Genomic DNA, 15,869 nt, shown 5'->3' with positions numbered 1-15,869 from the left:
ACCCCATGGCCGACATACTCATCGCCGGCGGTGGCATCGGTGGCCTCGCCGCGGCGCTCGGGCTCGCGAAGCGCGGACACCGGATCACCGTGCTGGAACGCCGGGACGTCTTCGCCGAGGTCGGCGCCGGCATCCAGCTCGGCCCGAACGCCTTCCACGCCCTCGACCTGCTCGGGGTCGGGCAGGAGGTCCGCGACCGCGCCGTCTTCATCGACGAGCTGCGGTTCATGGACGGCACCACGGGCGAGAAGGTCGCCGCGATGCCGGTCAAGGAGAACTACCGGGTGCGGTTCGGCAACCCGTACGCCGTCGTCCACCGCGTCGACCTGTACCTGCCCCTGCTGGAGGCCGCCCGCCGGCACCCCGGCGTCGAACTCCGGGGCCGCCAGCACGTCGTCGGCTACGAGCAGAAGGCGGGCGAGGTCACGGCGGTCCTCGCCGACGGCGGCCGCATCACCGGCGACGCGCTGATCGGCGCCGACGGCCTCCACTCCGCGGTCCGGCAGCAGCTGGTCGGTGACGGTTCCCCGCGGGTGTCCGGCCACACCATCTACCGCTCGGTCATCCCCATGGCGGAGGTGCCCGAGGAGCTGCGCTGGAACACCGTCACCCTGTGGGCCGGCCCGAAGTGGCACTTCGTCCACTACCCCATCGCCCGCGGCGAGCACTTCAACCTGGCGGCGACCCGCGACGACGGCGCCACCGAGGCCGTGGCCGGCGTCCCCGCGGACCACGGGCGCGTCCTGGACTCCTTCCCCGACCTGTCGGGCGCCGCGCGCAGGCTGCTGGAGCTGGGACGCGACTGGAAGGCGTGGGTGCTGTGCGACCGCGACCCGGTGGACCGCTGGACCGAGGGCCGCGTCGCCCTCCTCGGCGACGCCGCGCACCCGATGCTCCAGTACGCGGCCCAGGGCGCCTGCCAGGCCGTCGAGGACGCGGTGCTGCTGAGCGGGCTGCTCGGCGACTGCCCGGCCGACTACGAGCAGCGGCTGGAGAAGTACGGCGCGGCCCGCCGCGAGCGCACCGCCCGGGTGCAGCTGGTGGCCCGCGAGATGGGACGGCAGCTGTACCACGCGGCCGGCGACGCCCGCGTCGAGCGCAACGCGATGCTCGCCTCGCTGTCGGACGACGACATGTACGACAAGGTGGCCTGGCTGCACGGGGCGTTCGACTTCGAGATCGGCTCGGCCGTCTGAGCGTCTGAGCGTCTGAGCGTCTGAGCGGCCGAGCCGGCCGGCCGCCGGGGCGGTGGGGAATAACGGTTCGCACCCGCCCCGGCCGGCTGGCAGTGTTCGGCAGATGCCGCCGCTCCACGAGATCCGCGCCCGCTACGACGACCGGACCATCACCGTCTACCAGGCGTACGGGCCGACCGTCGCCGAACCGGCGCTGCGCGCGGGCCGGTTCGTGCCGCCGTTCTCCTTCGGTCGGATGACCTGGATCAAGCCGTCGTTCCTGTGGCTGATGCACCGCAGCAACTGGGCCGCCAAGCCGGGGCAGGAGCGCGTGCTCGCGGTGCGGATCACCCGCGAGGGGTGGGAGGAGGCCCTGTCCCGGGCCGTGTTGACGACCGCCGACCCGGCGGAGGTCGACCGGGCCGCGGTGCACGTGCAGTGGGACCCGGAGCGCTCGGTGCGGGGGGCGGCGCTGAACCACTACAGCATCCAGGTCGGGATCGGCCGCGGGCTGGTCCGGACGTTCGCGCAGGACTGGGTGGTCGACCTCGCCGACCTGACCGGGCCGGCCCGCAAGGCCGCGGCCCTGGTCCGGGCGGGCCACGGCGCCCGGGCGCAGCGCCTGCTGCCGCCCGAGCGCCCGTACCCGCTCCCCGTGGAACTCGCCCGCCGGCTCAGACCGTGAGGACGATCTTGCCGGTGGCGTGCTTCGACTCGCTCAGCTCGTGGGCCTTGCGGACGTCCTGCAGCGGGAAGGTCCCGGCGATCAGCGGGCGGATCCTCCCGGACTCGGCGAGGCCGGCGAGCTCTTCCAGGACGGCGTGGTCGGGCGCCACGTTGACCGTGATGCCGCGCAGGCCGAGGGCTTCCGCCTTGGACCTGATCTCGTCGAGGGCGAGCGGGTTGATCACGCCGATGTAGGTGCCGCCGGGGCGCAGGGTGCGCAGCGAGCGGTCCTCGTAGTCGCCGCCGATCAGGTCGAGGACCACGTCGACGTCCTTGACGACCTCGGTGAAGTCCTCGGTGGTGTAGTCGACCAGTTCGTCGGCGCCGAGCTCGCGCAGCACCGCGTGCTTGGCGGCGCTGGCGGTGCCGATGACGTACGCGCCGCGGGCCTTGGCGATCTGCACGGCCAGGTGGCCGACGCCGCCGGCCGCCGCGTGGACCAGCACGCGCTGGCCGGGCCGGACGTCCGCGCCGTCGACGAGGGCCTGCCAGGCCGTCAGGCCGGCCATCGGCAGGGCGGCCGCCTGGACGTGGTCCAGGGACTGCGGCTTGCGCGCGAAGTGGCGTGCGGGGGCGGCCACGTACTCGGAGTATCCGGCGGCCTCGCCCGGGAACGACGGCAGGCCGAACACCTCGTCGCCGACCTTGAAGCGGTTCTCGCCGGGCGAGACGGCCACGACGGTGCCGGAGACGTCCCAGCCGACGCCGAACGGCGGGGTCAGCCACAGGCCGAATTCCCGGATCTTCCAGTCGATCGGATTCACACCGGCGGCGTGCGTCTTTACCAGGATTTCCGTGGCATCGGGAGTCGGGATCGGGGAATCCGTCAGGTTGAGGACCTCATTGCCGCCGAGGGATTCCTGACGGACCGTGCGCATGGTTTCTGTCATGCATTCCATGATCTGCGCGGGCCGTTCCGAAAGTAAAGCCGGGGCCCCGTCGATATCCGGCCATTTGTGGGTGCGTGGAACCTGACAGAGCGGCCGGGAATTTCTTCTGCTCCGCGGGGCGTTCCCCGATGCTGGGCCATATGACTCAGCTGCGTTCACTTGGTTCGGCCGGCCCCGAGGTTTCCGCTCTCGGCCTCGGCCTGATGTCCATGTCCGACTTCTACGGGCCCGCCGACCGGTCCGAGGGCGTCGCCACCGCACACGCCGCCATCGAGGCCGGCATCACCCTCCTCGACACCGGTGACTTCTACGGCAGCGGCCACAACGAGCTGCTGGTGCGCGAGGTGCTGCAGAGCCACGACCGCGACCAGCTCACCCTCAGCGTCAAGTTCGGCGTCCTGCGCGACCCGGCCGGCGGCATCCTCGGTGTCGACAACCGCCCCGAGGCCGTCAAGAACTCCCTGGCCCAGACCCTCCAGCGGCTCGGCGTCGACCACGTCGACGTCTACCGCCCGGCGCGCCTCGACCCGGCCGTGCCGATCGAGGAGACCATCGGCGCCATCAAGGAGATGATCGACGCCGGCTACGTCCGCCACATCGGCCTGTCCGAGATCGGTGCGGAGACCCTGCGCCGCGCCTCCGCGGTGCACCCGATCGCCGACCTGCAGATCGAGTACTCCCTGCTGTCCCGCGCCATCGAGGACGAGATCCTGCCGACGGCGCGCGAGCTCGGCACGGCCGTCACCGCGTACGGCGTCCTCGCCCGCGGCCTGCTCTCGGGCCGCTGGAACCACCAGCGGGCCACCGCCAAGGACGACGGCCGCAGCAACTTCCCGCGCTTCAGCGGCGAGAACCTCGACCGCAACCTGCAGCTGGTCGCCGCCCTCGGCAAGGTGGCCGAGGCCAAGGGCGTCACCACCTCGCAGCTCGCCATCGCCTGGGCCATGGCCCAGGGCCCGGACATCGTCCCCGTCGTCGGCTCCCGCCGACGCGACCAGCTCACCGAGGCGCTCGGCGCCCTCGACATCGAGCTGACCGCCGAGGACGTCGCCGAGATCGAGCGGGCCGTCCCCGCCGACGGGGTCGCCGGCACCCGCTTCGACGCCGAGGGCATGGCCATGCTCGACAGCGAGAAGAAGTCCGCCGCGGCCGGGCGGGCGGGCTGAGCATGGTCGCCATCGGCAGCCCGGCCCAGTGGCAGGCCGACCGGCTCGACGTCCAGGCCTACCTCGACCGCCTGGGCGTCACCGGGCGCCTGGAGCCGGACGCGGAGACCCTGCGCCGGCTGCACCGGGCCCACGCACTGACCATCCCGTTCGAGAACCTCGACATCCTCCTCGGCCGGGGCATCGACCTCGACGTCGAGGTGATGCAGGACAAGCTGCTGCGCCGGCGGCGGGGCGGCTACTGCTACGAGCACAACATGCTCTTCGCGCTCCTGCTGGAGCGGCTCGGCTACGAGGTGACCCGGCTGTACGCCCGGCCCGTCCTGGACGCGCCGAAGCCGCTGCCGCGGACCCACCTCATGCTGCACGTGGCCGTCGGCGACGAGACGTGGCTCGCCGACGTCGGCTTCGGCGACGAGGGCCCGCTGGAGCCGGTCCTGGTCGCCGACGGCACCGTCGTCGACCAGGGCGGATGGGTGTACAAGCTGGAGCGCGAGGCGGGCAAGGACAAGGAGTGGGTGCTCTGGCTGCAGCGGGAGGACGGCTGGTTCCCCCTGTACTGGTACGCCACGGAGGCCCACCACCACATCGACTGCGTGGTGGCGAACTGGTTCATCTCCACCCACTCCAGCTCGCCGTTCACCGGCCGGGTCTTCCTGGAGCGGATCGCCGAGGACTGGCGGCTCAACCTCAACCACCGCAAGCTCACGCTGACCCGGGCCGACGGCACCGTCGAGGTCCGGTACGTGGTGGACGAGGAGGTGCGGGAGCTGCTGGACGAGCGGTTCGAGATCGAGCTCACGCAGGACGAGGCCAAGGTGGTCGTGGCGGCGCTGCCGGCGCCGTCCGAGCCCTCCTGAGGGGAGTCACCCCACCACCGCTGCGGGGCCCGCGGTTCGCACACCGGCCGGTGTGCGAACCGCGGGCCCCGTTCTCCGTGCCTCCCGCCGGGGGAAAGCCGTACGGGCCCGGCGGGGGGATCGCCGGGCCCGTACGGGCGCCACAGGGGGGAAGGGGCGTGGCGGGTGGAGCGGTGGGTCAGCGGGGCTGGACGTTGATGCGGTAGCCCTTGCCGGTGGAGGAGCCGCCGGTGACGAGGGTGCCGTCCAGCTGGTGGATCTGGTAGGCGAAGTCGAAGTTGGCGGTGGTGCGGCCGGTGACGGTGATGTTGGCCTTGAAGGTGATGGTGGAGTTGGCCTTGCCGTCGGTGCCGATGAGCAGCGCGGTGTCGGTGTCCGAGTAGGTGCCGCAGCCGGTCAGCTTCCACTCGCCGTGCGAGGCGGTCGTGGTGTTGTTGGGCGAGGAGAAGTTGACGGTGCCGGCCGTGGCGGTGGCGCTGCCGTGGTAGCTGCCGAGGAAGGTCTCCTTGGTGTTGTCGTCCACGACCCGCCAGCTGCCCGGCAGGGTCAGGCAGCCGCTGCCGCCCTCGACCGCGGCGTTCGCCGAGCCCGTGACGGCCGTCGCGGTGGCGAGCGCGGCGATACCCGCGAATACCGCGGCCTTGATACGGGTGCTCTTGCGCATGTGAGTTTCTCCCAGTGAATTCGGAACGGGGGTTTTCGGTACCGGGGCCGGCGGGTGAACGCGGCGGCTTCAATTCCTATGATGGCCCGTCGAATTCCTGTGCGGTATGGACCAGCTTTTGATCCGTCAGGTCGAATTCCGGGCCGGTGCCGGCCCGTAAAAGGCCCCTGTGCCGCACCCGGGGTACGGGATGCGGCACAGGGGCCGGACCTGCGGAGGAAATACGCGGTCAGTCGATCTGCATGACGATGCGGACCGCCGGGTCGACGTCCGGCTGCTTCGGCATGGTGTCGACCACGATGCCGAAGTGCTCCTCGTACGCGGCCCGCAGCGCCGCGTCGTCGGCCAGCAGGACCGTCTCCTTGCCGTCCGCGGTGGTGAGGGTCAGCTCGCGGCCGTTGACGGTGGCGCGGCCGTCCTCGTTCTGCTGGCAGGCGATGAGGTTGTGCAGGAACACCGAGTCCGGCGCCGTGCGGTACCACCACAGCGTCGGGTAGAAGTCGGCGATCCGCACCGGGCGCTCGTCGAGCCGGTACTGGATCTGCCCGTCCAGCTCGACCTGGAGGCCTCCCTCAGCGGGCCGCAGCACGCGGAAGTCGCCGTGCGGGTCCTTCTGCACCTCGTCCGTGCCGATGGGCAGCGGGAACCGGCTGCCCTTGCCGAAGCCCACGTCGACCATCCAGTCCTGGCCGTCGACGTGGACGCGCAGCGCCAGGTGGCACAGCGGGGCACCGAACTCGCCGCCGAGGAAGACCGCCCCGGGGAGGATCTCCACCGCGAAGCCGAGGGCCTCCAGCAGGTGGCCGAAGGCCGGGTTCAGCTCGTAGCAGCCGCCGCCGCGCCGCCGGGTGACGATCTTCTCGTAGAGGAAGTCGCGCTCCAGGCTCAGCTCGGCGCCCTCCACGTGGTAGTCGATGTTCTCGAAGGGGACCGACAGCACGTGGCGCTCCTGGAGGTGCCGCAGCGCGTGGATGTCGGCCTGCTCCGGCCGGCGCGCGCCGATGCGCTCCAGGTACGCGTCCACCATCGCTTCGCTGAGCATGTCGTCTCTTCTCTCCTCGTTCGTCGCGCCCCCCGTCATCGGGAACGCCAGCCGGTCGGCGGGATGTTGTGGTTCACCCGGAACAGGTTCTGCGGGTCGTGGGCGTCCTTGACGGCCACGAGCCGGGCGTAGGTCTGCGCGTCGTACGCCGAGCGCAGGTGCTCGGGCGAGGATTCGAGGGCGCTGATGAAGCTGAGGAACGGGCCGCCGATGCGCCACGGCTCCATGGTGTCCATGAGCCGCTCCTGGAACTCCCGTACGTCCTGGATGTGTTCGGGCCACACCGGGGCGCCGGCGAACAGCGTGTACGCGGTGTCGCGGTGCGGCAGCGCGTTGGGGTGCTCGGGCTCCCGGCCCAGCGCGCCCCCCAGGTGGCGCAGCTCGACGCCGGGGCGGACGGAGTCGGCCCCCTCCTTGATCAGCGGGACCAGGGTGGCGATGGCGGCGTCGTCCAGCTCCCGGATGCGGGTGGAGCGCTCGTAGTACACGGCGGGCACGGTCGGGTCCATGTTGATCTCGGCGACCCGCGTGTAGGGCATGTCGCCGACGGTGTCGAGGACCGGCGGGACGATCTCCCGCAGCGGGCGGACGAGTTCCTCGCCCTCCTCGTTCGAGCCGTTGAAGGCGATCCGGACGTGCGCGAGGAAGCGGCCGCGCACCGGCTCCGGCAGCACGTCGATGTCGGGGAAGCGCATCACGGCGATCGAGGACTGCATCGCGTCCGGGAGGGTCAGCGTCCAGTCCCGCCAGGCCGGCAGGATCTGCTCGATGTGCTCGCCGGGCAGGAAGAGGCCGCCGCCGTAGAGCCGGGAGACGGGGAAGAGGCCGATCTCGATGGAGGTGACCACGCCGAAGTTGCCCTTGCCGCCGCGCAGCGCCCAGAACAGGTCCGGGTGGTCCTCGGGGGAGACGTAGCGCAGCTCGCCGTCGGCGGTGACCAGGTCGACGTTCTTCACGTGGTCGGCGGAGAAGCCGTACGAGCGGCCCAGCGGGCCGAGGCCGCCGCCCAGCGTGTACGAGACCACGCCGACGCCCGGGGAGGCGCCGTTGAGGGGGGCCAGACCGAAGGCCGCCGCCTCCTCGATGACGCGGCGCCACTGGGCGCCGGGCTCGATGCGGGCGGTGCGGGCGCGCGGGTCGATCCGGACGCCCGTCAGGTTCCGGGTGTTGATCAGGATCGCGCCGTCGGCGGGCAGCGAGGTGCCGTGGCCGGTCGCCTGGACCGCGACGGCGAGGCCGGCCCGGGCGGCGAAGCGTACGGCGGCGATGATGTCGGCGGTGCCGTCGGCGAGGACCACGGCGGCGGGCCGGTTCTCCGGCAGGATCCGGTTGAAGCCGAGCGTCTCCTCCTTGTACGCGTCGGTGCCGGGCAGCAGCAGCGGCCCGCGCAGCTCGGCGCCGAGTGCGGACAGGTCGGTGGCGGACACGGAGGTTCCTTCCTGTAACGGGTGGCTCACTGCGCTGCCTTGGCGGGAGCGCGCAGGCTGGGGAGGGTGAGGGCGGTCAGCAGGACCACGGCGCCGCCGATCCAGGCGACGGTGGTCAGCTGCACGTTGTCGACGATCAGGCCGCCGACGAGGGCGCCGAGCGCGATCGACAGGTTGAAGACGGACACCCACAGCGCGGAGGCGGCCTCCATCGCGTCGGGCGCGTACTTCAGCATCCAGGTCTGCAGGCTGACGGAGACGCCGCCGAAGGCCAGGCCCCACAGGACCAGCAGGGCGATGCCGCCGGCCTGGCTCTTGCCGAGCAGCGGGAACAGCAGCATCGCGGCGGCCAGCGCCACGATGATCACCGTCATGGTGCGGCCCAGGCTCTTCGAGACGGCCGAGCCGGCGACGAAGTTGCCGATGATCCCGGCGACGCCGAAGCCCAGCAGCAGGACGCTGATCAGGTCCTCGTCGATGCCGGAGAGCTGCTGGAGCATGGGGCTGACGTAGGTGTACGCGGCCAGGTGGCCGGTGACGATCAGGGCGGTGGCGATGATGCCGGCGCGCACGCCGCGGTTGCCGAACTGGCCGATCAGCTCGCGCACGCTGACGGGCTGGGTGGCGGGCAGCTTCGGCAGCAGCACCAGCAGGGCGACGAGGACGGCGAAGGCGAGCACACCGACCGTGGCGAACGCGGTGCGCCAGCCGGCCAGGCCGCCGATCAGCGTGCCGGTGGGGACGCCGAGGACGTTGGCGGCGGCGACACCGCCGAAGATGAGCGCGGTGGCGCGGGGCACCGCCGCCGGCTGGACCAGGCGGAAGGCGAGACCGCCCGCGATGGCCCAGAAGCCGCCGATGGTGACGCCGACGAGCACGCGGGAGGCGAGCAGCACCCCGAAGTTCGGCGCGAGCACGGTGATCAGGTTGGCGGCGGCCATCACCGTCATCAGCCCGACCAGCAGGAAGCGGCGGTCCATCCGCCCGACGACCACCGGGATCAGCGGCGCGGACAGCGCCGCGACCAGACCGGGCACGGTCACCATCAGGCCGGCGGTGCCCTCGGAGACGCTCAGCGCGGAGCCGACCGAGGTCAGCAGGCCGATCGGCAGCTGCTCGGCGGTGACCAGGGTGAAGATGCCGACGGCGACGGAGACGACGGCGAGCCAGCTCTTCAGCGGGGTGTGCTCCGCGGCCTGCGGCGGCGCGCCGGCGACCGCGTCGTCCGCGGTGTCGGCGGGTGTTTCGAGTGTTGCCATGACAAGAACCTCATTCGTGTAACCGGGGGCGGGGGCCGCCCTGCGGGGAGGCGGCAGGGCGGCCGCGGGCAGGTCAGGTGCGGGGGACCCAGCCGGACTCGTCCCAGAACCGCAGCTGCCGGGCCTTGGACGTGCCGGCCACCTCGGTGATCCGCTCACCGCCGAGGACCAGCGTGCTCGGCGTTCCGGGCTCGAAGACCGGCCACGCGGGCAGGCCGGGACCGGCGGGCACGCCGTCGCGGGCGAAGGCGGCGACCAGGTCCATGAAGGTCTCGGACACGGTGCGCTCGACGGGCCCGTCGTGGAACAGGGGAGTCGTCTCCGGAACCGGGTAGGTCGCGGCGATCGCGGCCGTGTCGGCGTACGTGCCGAACAGGAACGGCGAGGTCGCCTCGTGCGGGGTGCCGTGGTGCGGGGCGCGCACCGGGTGGGCGAACTCCATCACGTACTGCGGGGTCTTCCCGTGCCGGGCGTGCCGCTCGGACAGCCGCACGATCTGGTAGCGGAACAGCGCGTCGCCCCAGACCTCCGTCCACAGCGACAGCGGGTCCTGCGGGAGCCCCTCGGCCTCGGCGGCCTCCCGGTACGCGGCGATGCAGGCGTCCACCAGCTCGTCGGTCACCTTGGCCGCGCCCTTGTCCAGCACGCCGCGCACGGCCTCGCGCAGCTCGGCCGAGTCGGCGGGCGGCGGGGTCGGGGTCGGCTGCGGCGGGCAGGGGCCGGTGTAGAACGAGCCCTCGGTGCGGGTGTGGATCGCCATCACCGGCACCTCGGGGGTGGGCAGTTCCCAGTCGAAGGCGCTCACCCAGCGGCCGTCGACGACGGGGCCGCGGAACTCGCGGCCGCTGCCGATCGCGCGGTCGCCGGGCAGCCCGCCGAACAGCTCCTCCCAGGCGTACATGAGGTCCTTGGCGGGGACCTCGCGCAACCCCGTCACGGTCGTGCCGAACCGGCGGGCGAGGGACTCGTACGCGGTGCGGGCGTCGGCCGGGGTCAGCGAGGTGGACGGGTCCCACACGTGGCAGACGCTGATCGGGACGATCCGGCGGATGACGTCGCGCAGTTCGGGCAGCAGGGCGAGCTGCCAGGTGCTCGATCCGCCGGCCGAGGTGCCGGCGACGGTGATGTTGTCGGGGTCGCCGCCGAACGCGGCCGCGTTGGCGTGCACCCAGCGCAGCAGCGCCGCCTGGTCCTGCAGCCCCCAGTTGGCGAAGCCGCCCGTCTCCGGGTCGGTGAACTCCTCGTGGAGGCCGAACCCGAGCGCGCCGAGGCGGTAGTTGAAGGTGACGACGACCAGGTCGCCGCGGTCGGCCAGGCGCGCCCCGTCGTACACGGGCAGGCTGCCGCCGCCGACCATCCAGCCGCCGCCGTGGATGTAGACGAGGACCGGGCGGGCGTCGTCCGCGCCGGTGCCCGGCGTCCAGACGTTGGCGTACAGGGAGTCCTCGGAGCTGTCCCGGATGATCGGCTGGAGGGATTCGGGCGCGAACGCGGTCGCGTCGCGCACCCCCTCCCAGGCGGCGGGCGGGCGCGGTGAGGCGAAGCGGAGCTCCCCGACCGGAGGTCGGGCGTACGGGACGCCCCGGAAGACGGAAAGCCGTCCGGCGCGCTCGCCGGCGACCACGCCGGCGGTGGTGCGGGCCAGCACGTCCCCGGTCTCCGGCGAAGGGCTGTGGGCGGCGGAAGGTGCCATGGCCGTGGGTTCTCCATCGTCATCGGCGGGCGGGCAGTCACACCGACTGATCGAATGCCGCGTCGGATGACTCTGGACCATCCGATGCTGGTAACCGCGCGAGGGGCCGGCAACAAGTGGCGGGGCACTCTGTCAGGTACCGCTTTGTCCGTCAGATCGACGGGACGGCTCCGGGTGGCCGTGTATTTTCATTCGGCGTACGCTGCCCGGTTCGAATGGTCGAGGAGAATACGATGCTGGACGACGCGGAAGTGGCGCGATATCTCGATCGGATTGGCGCGAAGAGGCCCGGTAAAGCCGATCTGGAGGGCCTCTCCCACCTCCAGGAGCGGCACGTCCTGTCCGTTCCGTTCGAAAACATCGACTACCACCTCGGCCGGGAGATCCACCTCGGCGAGGAGGCCGTCGACAAGATCGTGCGGCAGCGCCGCGGCGGCGGCTGCTACGAGGTCAACTCCGCCTTCGGCGTGCTCCTGACCTCCCTCGGATACGCCGTCGAGGTCCTCCCGGGCCGGGTGTACCGGCCGGACGGGCTGGGCCCGGCCATGTGCCACCTGGCGCTGCGCGTCACCCTGGACGGCGAGCCCTGGCTGGTGGACGCCGGCTTCGGCCGCAACAGCCGCCGCCCGCTCCGCCTGAACGACCCCGACCTGCAGCAGGACCCGCACGGCGGGTACCTGGTGGCACCGGCGGAGGCCGGCGGCTTCGACGTGTCCCTCGACGGCCGCCCGCTCTACCGGATCGACGACCGGCCCTGCCGCCTCGCCGACTTCGGGCCCACCCTGTGGTGGTGGCGCAGCAGCCCGGACTCGCCGTTCCTGCAGGAGCTGTTCTGCTCCCTGCCGCTCGCCGACGGCGGCCGGGTCACGCTGAAGGGCGAGCGCCTGGTCAGGATCGAGGGCGGCGAGCGCACGGTCGAGGAGCTGGAGACCTCCGAAGCCCTCCTCGACGCGTACCGCAGCCACTTCGGGATGGAAATCGACGAGCTTCCCGAAGGCGACGCTGCGAACCCGGCCGCGGGCGTCCGGCTGGCCTGACACGGGCAGTTGACGGACTCGGCCGAATTGCGTGGACCGGCTCCCGCGGACCGGCGCACGATGCGAAGAGTACGGCGTTACTCCGTACCCGGAAGGAGCATTGTGTCCACCGTTGACCCCCTGCTGGAATTCCCACTCGACACCCAGCCGGACCCCGACGAATTCCTGCGCGCCGCCCTGCGGTGGCATTTCTCCCCGGAAACGGGTTCGCCGTTCTGGCTGGAACGCGCAGGAACTCTCGGGTTCGACCCGCTGACCGACATCACCGGATTCGACGACCTGAAGAAGTTCCCGAACCTGGCCAACGAGCTGCGCGACGTCCGGGCCGAGGACCTCATACCCCGCGGCTACGGAGAGCGGCCGGACGTCGTCGGCGTCTACGAGAGCGGCGGCACCACCGGCGCGCCCAAGCGCATCGTCCTGCTCAAGGAGTGGCTGGACCGCCTGCTCGCCTGGAGCAGCGGCCAGCTCGACCGCCACGGCGTCCCGCAGGACGTGAACTGGCTCGTCGTCGCCCCGACCGGCCCGCACATGGTCGGTGACGTGATCAAGCGGCAGACCGCCTTCCGCGGCGGCCTCGCCTTCACCGTCGACCTCGACCCGCGCTGGGTGAAGAAGCTCATCGCCGACGGCAAGACCGCCGAGGCCGGCGCCTACGCCGAGCACATCGTCGACCAGGTGGCGTTCCTGCTGCAGACCCAGGACATCGGCGTCCTGATGTGCACCCCGCCGGTGCTGGAGCGCCTCGCGCGCCGCCCCGACCTGGCCAAGCTCATCGACGAGAAGGTCAAGGCGATCAACTGGGTCGGCACGCAGATGGACGCCGACACCCGCTACCTCTACCGCACCGAGGTCTTCCCGAAGGCCCACCTGTACAGCGGCTACGGATCGACGATGATCCTCGGCAACGCGAGCGAGCGCCCGGGCCTGACCGACGACGACCCGTGCGTCTACGACCCGTTCGCCCCGCACATGGTCTTCGACGTCGTCGACCCCGAGACCCGCGAGACCGTCGCGTACGGCGAGCGCGGCCAGGTCGTCATGCACCACGTCAGCAAGAGCCTGTTCATGCCGAACAACCTGGAGCGCGACTACGCGACCCGCGTGCCGGCCCCCGAGGGCGTCTGGCAGATCGGCGACTCCGTCGCGGACATCGCCCCGGTCCAGGAGTTCGACAACGAGACCGTCATCGAAGGGGTCTATTAATGAGTGCCGGCCTGATCACGCTCGACGCGCTCGGGCCCGCCGGACCCTTCCGCGCGCGCAAGCGCATGACCGTCACCGACGTGACGGGTGCGCCGCTCGCCGAACTCAGCCTGGTCCCGAAGCTGTTCGTGACCCGCGCGATGGACGCGCTGCGCAAGGCCCGCACGATGCCGACCGCCGAGCGCACCGAGGCACTGGCCCGGGCGGGGCGCATCTTCGCCGAGGAGACCATCGACGGCCTCACGTTCGCCGAGTACGAGCGCACCGTCGCGCGCGTCTCCGGCGTGCCGATCGGTGTCGTGCAGGCGGCGACCGCCGCCATCATCGAGGCCACCGAGGTGGCGCCGGTCGCCGCCTACCAGGCCCGGCCGACCGGTGCCGTGGACGACTGGCGGGCCGAGGGGACCCGGCGCGGCAGCGCCGTGTGGACCCGCAAGGGCGACGTCTTCGCGGTGCACGCCGCCGGCAACCACCCCGGCCCGCACTCGCTGTGGGTCGAGGCCCTCGCCATGGGCTACCGGGTGGCCGTACGCCCCTCCCGGCGCGAGCCGTTCACCCCGCACCGCCTGATCTCCGCGCTGCGGGCGGCCGGCTTCGGCACCGACCAGGTCGTGCTGCTGCCCACGGACTACGAGGCGGCGGACGAGATCCTGCGCAGCGCCGACTACGGGCTCGTGTACGGCGGCGACGAGGTCGTGCGGAAGTACGCGGGGACCCGTGTGCTGCCGCAGGGCCCGGGCCGCTCGAAGATGCTGATCCCGGCCGACGTCGACTGGCGGGACCACCTGGACGTCATCGTGGACTCCATCAGCCACCAGGGCGGCGTGGCCTGCATCAACGCCACCACCGTGCTGATCGACGGGGATCCGGCGCCGCTGGCGCGGGCCATCGCCGAGCGGCTGGCGGAGATCCCGAGCCTGCCGCCGGAGGACGAGAAGGCGGTCCTGGCGGTGCAGCCGGTGGAGGGTGCCCGCAAGCTGGAGAAGTTCCTGCTCTCCCGGGCGGCGGGGACCACCGCGCACCTCGGCGGCGACGGCATCGTGGAGGAGCTCGGCGACGGCAGCGCCGTCCTGCGCCCCTCGGTGCACCAGCTCGACCGGCCCGACGCCGACCAGGCCGGCATCGAACTGCCCTTCCCCTGCGTGTGGGTGGCCCCGTGGTCGCCCGCGGACGGCATCGGCCCGCTGCGCAACTCGCTGGTGCTGACCGCGTTCACGCAGGACGAGGAGCTCATCGACGAGCTGTTGCAGGAGCCCACCGTCAGCAACCTCTACCTGGGCGACCACCCGACGTACTGGATCCGCCCGGGCGTTCCGCACGACAGCTACCTCGGCGAGTTCCTGATGCGGACCAAGACCGTCATCCGCGACTAGGCAGCCCGTGTGAAGCACTCGCGAGTCCGGGCCGGCCGTACCCGCGACGCCCGTACGGAACCGCCGCGGCGGCCCGGACCCGCGCACTCCGCCCGCACCACCCTTTCCCGAGAAGGAGTTCGTTGTCATGTCCATGAATGGAACGGAGGGTTCCAGACCTGTGAGACTGCCCAGGCTCGACTCCCTGACCGGTCTCCGCTTCCCCGCGGCCCTCCTGGTCTTCCTCTACCACGCCTCCCTCGGCGTGCCGTGGATCCGGCTCTTCGAGAGCAACACCGCGAACGACCAGTTCGCCACGTACGTCTCCCAGGCCGGCGCCCTCGGCGTCACCTTCTTCTTCGTGCTCAGCGGCTTCGTCCTGACCTGGTCGGCCCGCGAGAAGGACACCTTCCGCGCGTTCTGGCGCCGCCGCTTCGTCAAGATCTACCCGAACTACGTGATCACCTGGGGGCTCGCCCTCGTCACGTTCGCGGCGGTCATGACCGAGCCCTGGCAGGCCGTGGTCAACCTGTTCATGCTCCAGGTGTGGGTGCCCGACTTCGCGACCAACTTCAGCGTGGACCCGCCCAGCTGGTCCCTCGGCGCCGAGGCGATCTTCTACCTCGCCTTCCCCCTGCTCATCCTGTTCATCAGGAAGATCGACCCGGCGAAGCTGAAGTACTGGATCGCGGGCGTCATGGCCGCCGTCTTCCTCACCCCGACGCTGACCTACGCGGTGATCCCCGGCGGCGGCATGCAGATGCCCGGCGCCGACGGCACCTCCACGGTTCAGTACTGGTTCGCGTACGTCCTGCCGCCCGTGCGCCTGCTCGACTTCGCGCTCGGCATCCTCGTCGCCCGCGCCGTGATGACCGGCCGCTGGCGCAACATCGGCATGACGGCGTCGGCCGTCCTCCTCGCCGTCAGCTACGCGATCGCCCTGAACGTGGAGCACCTGTACGCCCAGCGCGCGGTGACCCTCATCCCGATCGTCCTGATGATCGCGGCCTTCGCCTCGCGCGACGCCGAGAGCAAGCCGACGCCGTTCAACAACCGGTTCATGATCTGGCTCGGCGAGATCTCCTTCGCCTTCTACCTCGTCCACTACATCGTCCTGGCCTACTCCAGGAAGCTGCTCGGCGAGGAGCTCTTCTCGACCCCGGTCGGCATCGCCCTGATCGCCGCCCAGGCGGTCGTCAGCGTGCTCCTCTCCTGGGCCCTGTACGCCTGGGTCGAAGCCCCGATCACCCGCCGCTTCTCCAGCTCCCGCAAGGCCAAGGCCGCCAAGGCCGCCGCCGCGGCGGCCGCCGCCGGCTCCACGGGCTCGGAGGACCGCAAGGTCGCCGAAACCGTCTGACGCCCCCCATACGCC

The 15,869-nt window shown here is 71.7% G+C and carries 14 protein-coding genes; 8 read left to right on the top strand and 6 right to left on the bottom strand.

Annotation, left to right across the window (positions count from 1 at the left end):
* Positions 1-5 precede the first annotated feature (5 nt).
* Both ACSHWO_RS17040 and ACSHWO_RS17035 read left to right on the top strand, forming a co-directional pair.
* Positions 6-1,196 carry a 3-hydroxybenzoate 6-monooxygenase gene (locus tag ACSHWO_RS17040; protein WP_438312891.1) on the top strand — a complete coding sequence of 397 codons (1,191 nt, stop codon included), beginning with the start codon at positions 6-8 and terminating at the stop codon, positions 1,194-1,196.
* Between the two features lie 103 nt (positions 1,197-1,299).
* Positions 1,300-1,860, top strand: coding sequence for a DUF4291 domain-containing protein (locus ACSHWO_RS17035; protein WP_438312889.1), 561 nt, complete (start codon positions 1,300-1,302; stop codon positions 1,858-1,860).
* Here the strand turns inward: ACSHWO_RS17035 and ACSHWO_RS17030 are convergent.
* Positions 1,850-2,791, bottom strand: coding sequence for an NADP-dependent oxidoreductase (locus ACSHWO_RS17030; RefSeq protein ID WP_385828441.1), 942 nt, complete (start codon positions 2,789-2,791; stop codon positions 1,850-1,852). The genes ACSHWO_RS17035 and ACSHWO_RS17030 overlap by 11 nt on opposite strands.
* A 140-nt stretch (positions 2,792-2,931) precedes the next feature.
* Here ACSHWO_RS17030 and ACSHWO_RS17025 point away from each other — a divergent pair, with 140 nt between their 5' ends.
* Together ACSHWO_RS17025 and ACSHWO_RS17020 are read left to right on the top strand one after the other, a co-directional pair.
* A complete protein-coding gene (locus ACSHWO_RS17025) occupies positions 2,932-3,957 on the top strand; it encodes an aldo/keto reductase (RefSeq protein ID WP_404237006.1) in 1,026 nt (341 codons plus the stop codon).
* Positions 3,958-3,959: 2 nt separating this feature from the next.
* A complete protein-coding gene (locus ACSHWO_RS17020; protein ID WP_438312887.1) occupies positions 3,960-4,817 on the top strand; it encodes an arylamine N-acetyltransferase family protein in 858 nt (285 codons plus the stop codon).
* Between the two features lie 178 nt (positions 4,818-4,995).
* Here ACSHWO_RS17020 and ACSHWO_RS17015 read toward each other — a convergent pair whose 3' ends face one another.
* The 5 genes from ACSHWO_RS17015 to ACSHWO_RS16995 form a co-directional block, all read right to left on the bottom strand.
* Positions 4,996-5,481, bottom strand: coding sequence for a hypothetical protein (locus ACSHWO_RS17015; RefSeq protein ID WP_361097569.1), 486 nt, complete (start codon positions 5,479-5,481; stop codon positions 4,996-4,998).
* A 229-nt stretch (positions 5,482-5,710) separates the two neighbouring features.
* On the bottom strand, positions 5,711-6,523 hold the full coding sequence (locus tag ACSHWO_RS17010) for an arylamine N-acetyltransferase family protein (RefSeq protein WP_385844166.1): 813 nt from the start codon (positions 6,521-6,523) through the stop codon (positions 5,711-5,713).
* A gap of 35 nt (positions 6,524-6,558) precedes the next feature.
* Entirely contained in the window at positions 6,559-7,950 is a 1,392-nt protein-coding gene (locus ACSHWO_RS17005; protein ID WP_404236998.1) for an FAD-binding oxidoreductase, read from the bottom strand.
* 26 nt (positions 7,951-7,976) lie between these two features.
* Positions 7,977-9,209, bottom strand: a complete 1,233-nt coding sequence (locus ACSHWO_RS17000) for an MFS transporter (protein ID WP_385844173.1) — start codon at positions 9,207-9,209, stop codon at positions 7,977-7,979.
* A gap of 73 nt (positions 9,210-9,282) precedes the next feature.
* Positions 9,283-10,902 (bottom strand): carboxylesterase/lipase family protein, encoded by a 1,620-nt coding sequence (locus ACSHWO_RS16995; protein ID WP_438312883.1) that lies wholly within the window; start codon positions 10,900-10,902, stop codon positions 9,283-9,285.
* A gap of 233 nt (positions 10,903-11,135) precedes the next feature.
* On the opposite strand from ACSHWO_RS16995, the gene ACSHWO_RS16990 reads away from it, so the two are divergent.
* The 4 genes from ACSHWO_RS16990 (at position 11,136) to ACSHWO_RS16975 (ending at position 15,854) form a co-directional block, all read left to right on the top strand.
* The gene (locus ACSHWO_RS16990; protein WP_438312881.1) at positions 11,136-11,939 is read left to right on the top strand and encodes an arylamine N-acetyltransferase family protein; all 804 of its coding nucleotides are present in this window, start codon (positions 11,136-11,138) and stop codon (positions 11,937-11,939) included.
* A 102-nt stretch (positions 11,940-12,041) separates the two neighbouring features.
* The gene (locus ACSHWO_RS16985) at positions 12,042-13,145 is read left to right on the top strand and encodes a phenazine antibiotic biosynthesis protein (RefSeq protein WP_361097552.1); all 1,104 of its coding nucleotides are present in this window, start codon (positions 12,042-12,044) and stop codon (positions 13,143-13,145) included.
* Positions 13,145-14,518 carry an aldehyde dehydrogenase family protein gene (locus tag ACSHWO_RS16980; protein ID WP_438312879.1) on the top strand — a complete coding sequence of 458 codons (1,374 nt, stop codon included), beginning with the start codon at positions 13,145-13,147 and terminating at the stop codon, positions 14,516-14,518. The genes ACSHWO_RS16985 and ACSHWO_RS16980 overlap by 1 nt, the downstream gene beginning before the upstream one ends.
* A 160-nt stretch (positions 14,519-14,678) precedes the next feature.
* Complete coding sequence (locus tag ACSHWO_RS16975) at positions 14,679-15,854, top strand: acyltransferase family protein (RefSeq protein WP_438312877.1); 1,176 nt, start codon at positions 14,679-14,681, stop codon at positions 15,852-15,854.
* Positions 15,855-15,869 lie beyond the last annotated feature (15 nt).

Source organism: Streptomyces pallidus (ex Mingjun et al. 2026), assembly GCF_051550185.1.
Taxonomy (GTDB): domain Bacteria; phylum Actinomycetota; class Actinomycetes; order Streptomycetales; family Streptomycetaceae; genus Streptomyces.
The sequence above is the reverse complement of the archived record's forward strand: the minus strand, read 5'-3'. Positions and strand labels throughout refer to the sequence as shown.

Excerpts from the sequence above, each read along its gene's own strand:
- ACSHWO_RS17040 (WP_438312891.1), top strand. The coding sequence starts at position 6 with ATGGCCGACATACTCATCGCCGGCGGTGGCATCGGTGGCCTCGCCGCG.
- ACSHWO_RS17035 (WP_438312889.1), top strand. The coding sequence starts at position 1,300 with ATGCCGCCGCTCCACGAGATCCGCGCCCGCTACGACGACCGGACCATC.
- ACSHWO_RS17030 (WP_385828441.1), bottom strand. The coding sequence starts at position 2,791 with ATGACAGAAACCATGCGCACGGTCCGTCAGGAATCCCTCGGCGGCAAT.
- ACSHWO_RS17025 (WP_404237006.1), top strand. The coding sequence starts at position 2,932 with ATGACTCAGCTGCGTTCACTTGGTTCGGCCGGCCCCGAGGTTTCCGCT.
- ACSHWO_RS17020 (WP_438312887.1), top strand. The coding sequence starts at position 3,960 with ATGGTCGCCATCGGCAGCCCGGCCCAGTGGCAGGCCGACCGGCTCGAC.
- ACSHWO_RS17015 (WP_361097569.1), bottom strand. The coding sequence starts at position 5,481 with ATGCGCAAGAGCACCCGTATCAAGGCCGCGGTATTCGCGGGTATCGCC.
- ACSHWO_RS17010 (WP_385844166.1), bottom strand. The coding sequence starts at position 6,523 with ATGCTCAGCGAAGCGATGGTGGACGCGTACCTGGAGCGCATCGGCGCG.
- ACSHWO_RS17000 (WP_385844173.1), bottom strand. The coding sequence starts at position 9,209 with ATGGCAACACTCGAAACACCCGCCGACACCGCGGACGACGCGGTCGCC.
- ACSHWO_RS16995 (WP_438312883.1), bottom strand. The coding sequence starts at position 10,902 with ATGGCACCTTCCGCCGCCCACAGCCCTTCGCCGGAGACCGGGGACGTG.
- ACSHWO_RS16990 (WP_438312881.1), top strand. The coding sequence starts at position 11,136 with ATGCTGGACGACGCGGAAGTGGCGCGATATCTCGATCGGATTGGCGCG.
- ACSHWO_RS16980 (WP_438312879.1), top strand. The coding sequence starts at position 13,145 with ATGAGTGCCGGCCTGATCACGCTCGACGCGCTCGGGCCCGCCGGACCC.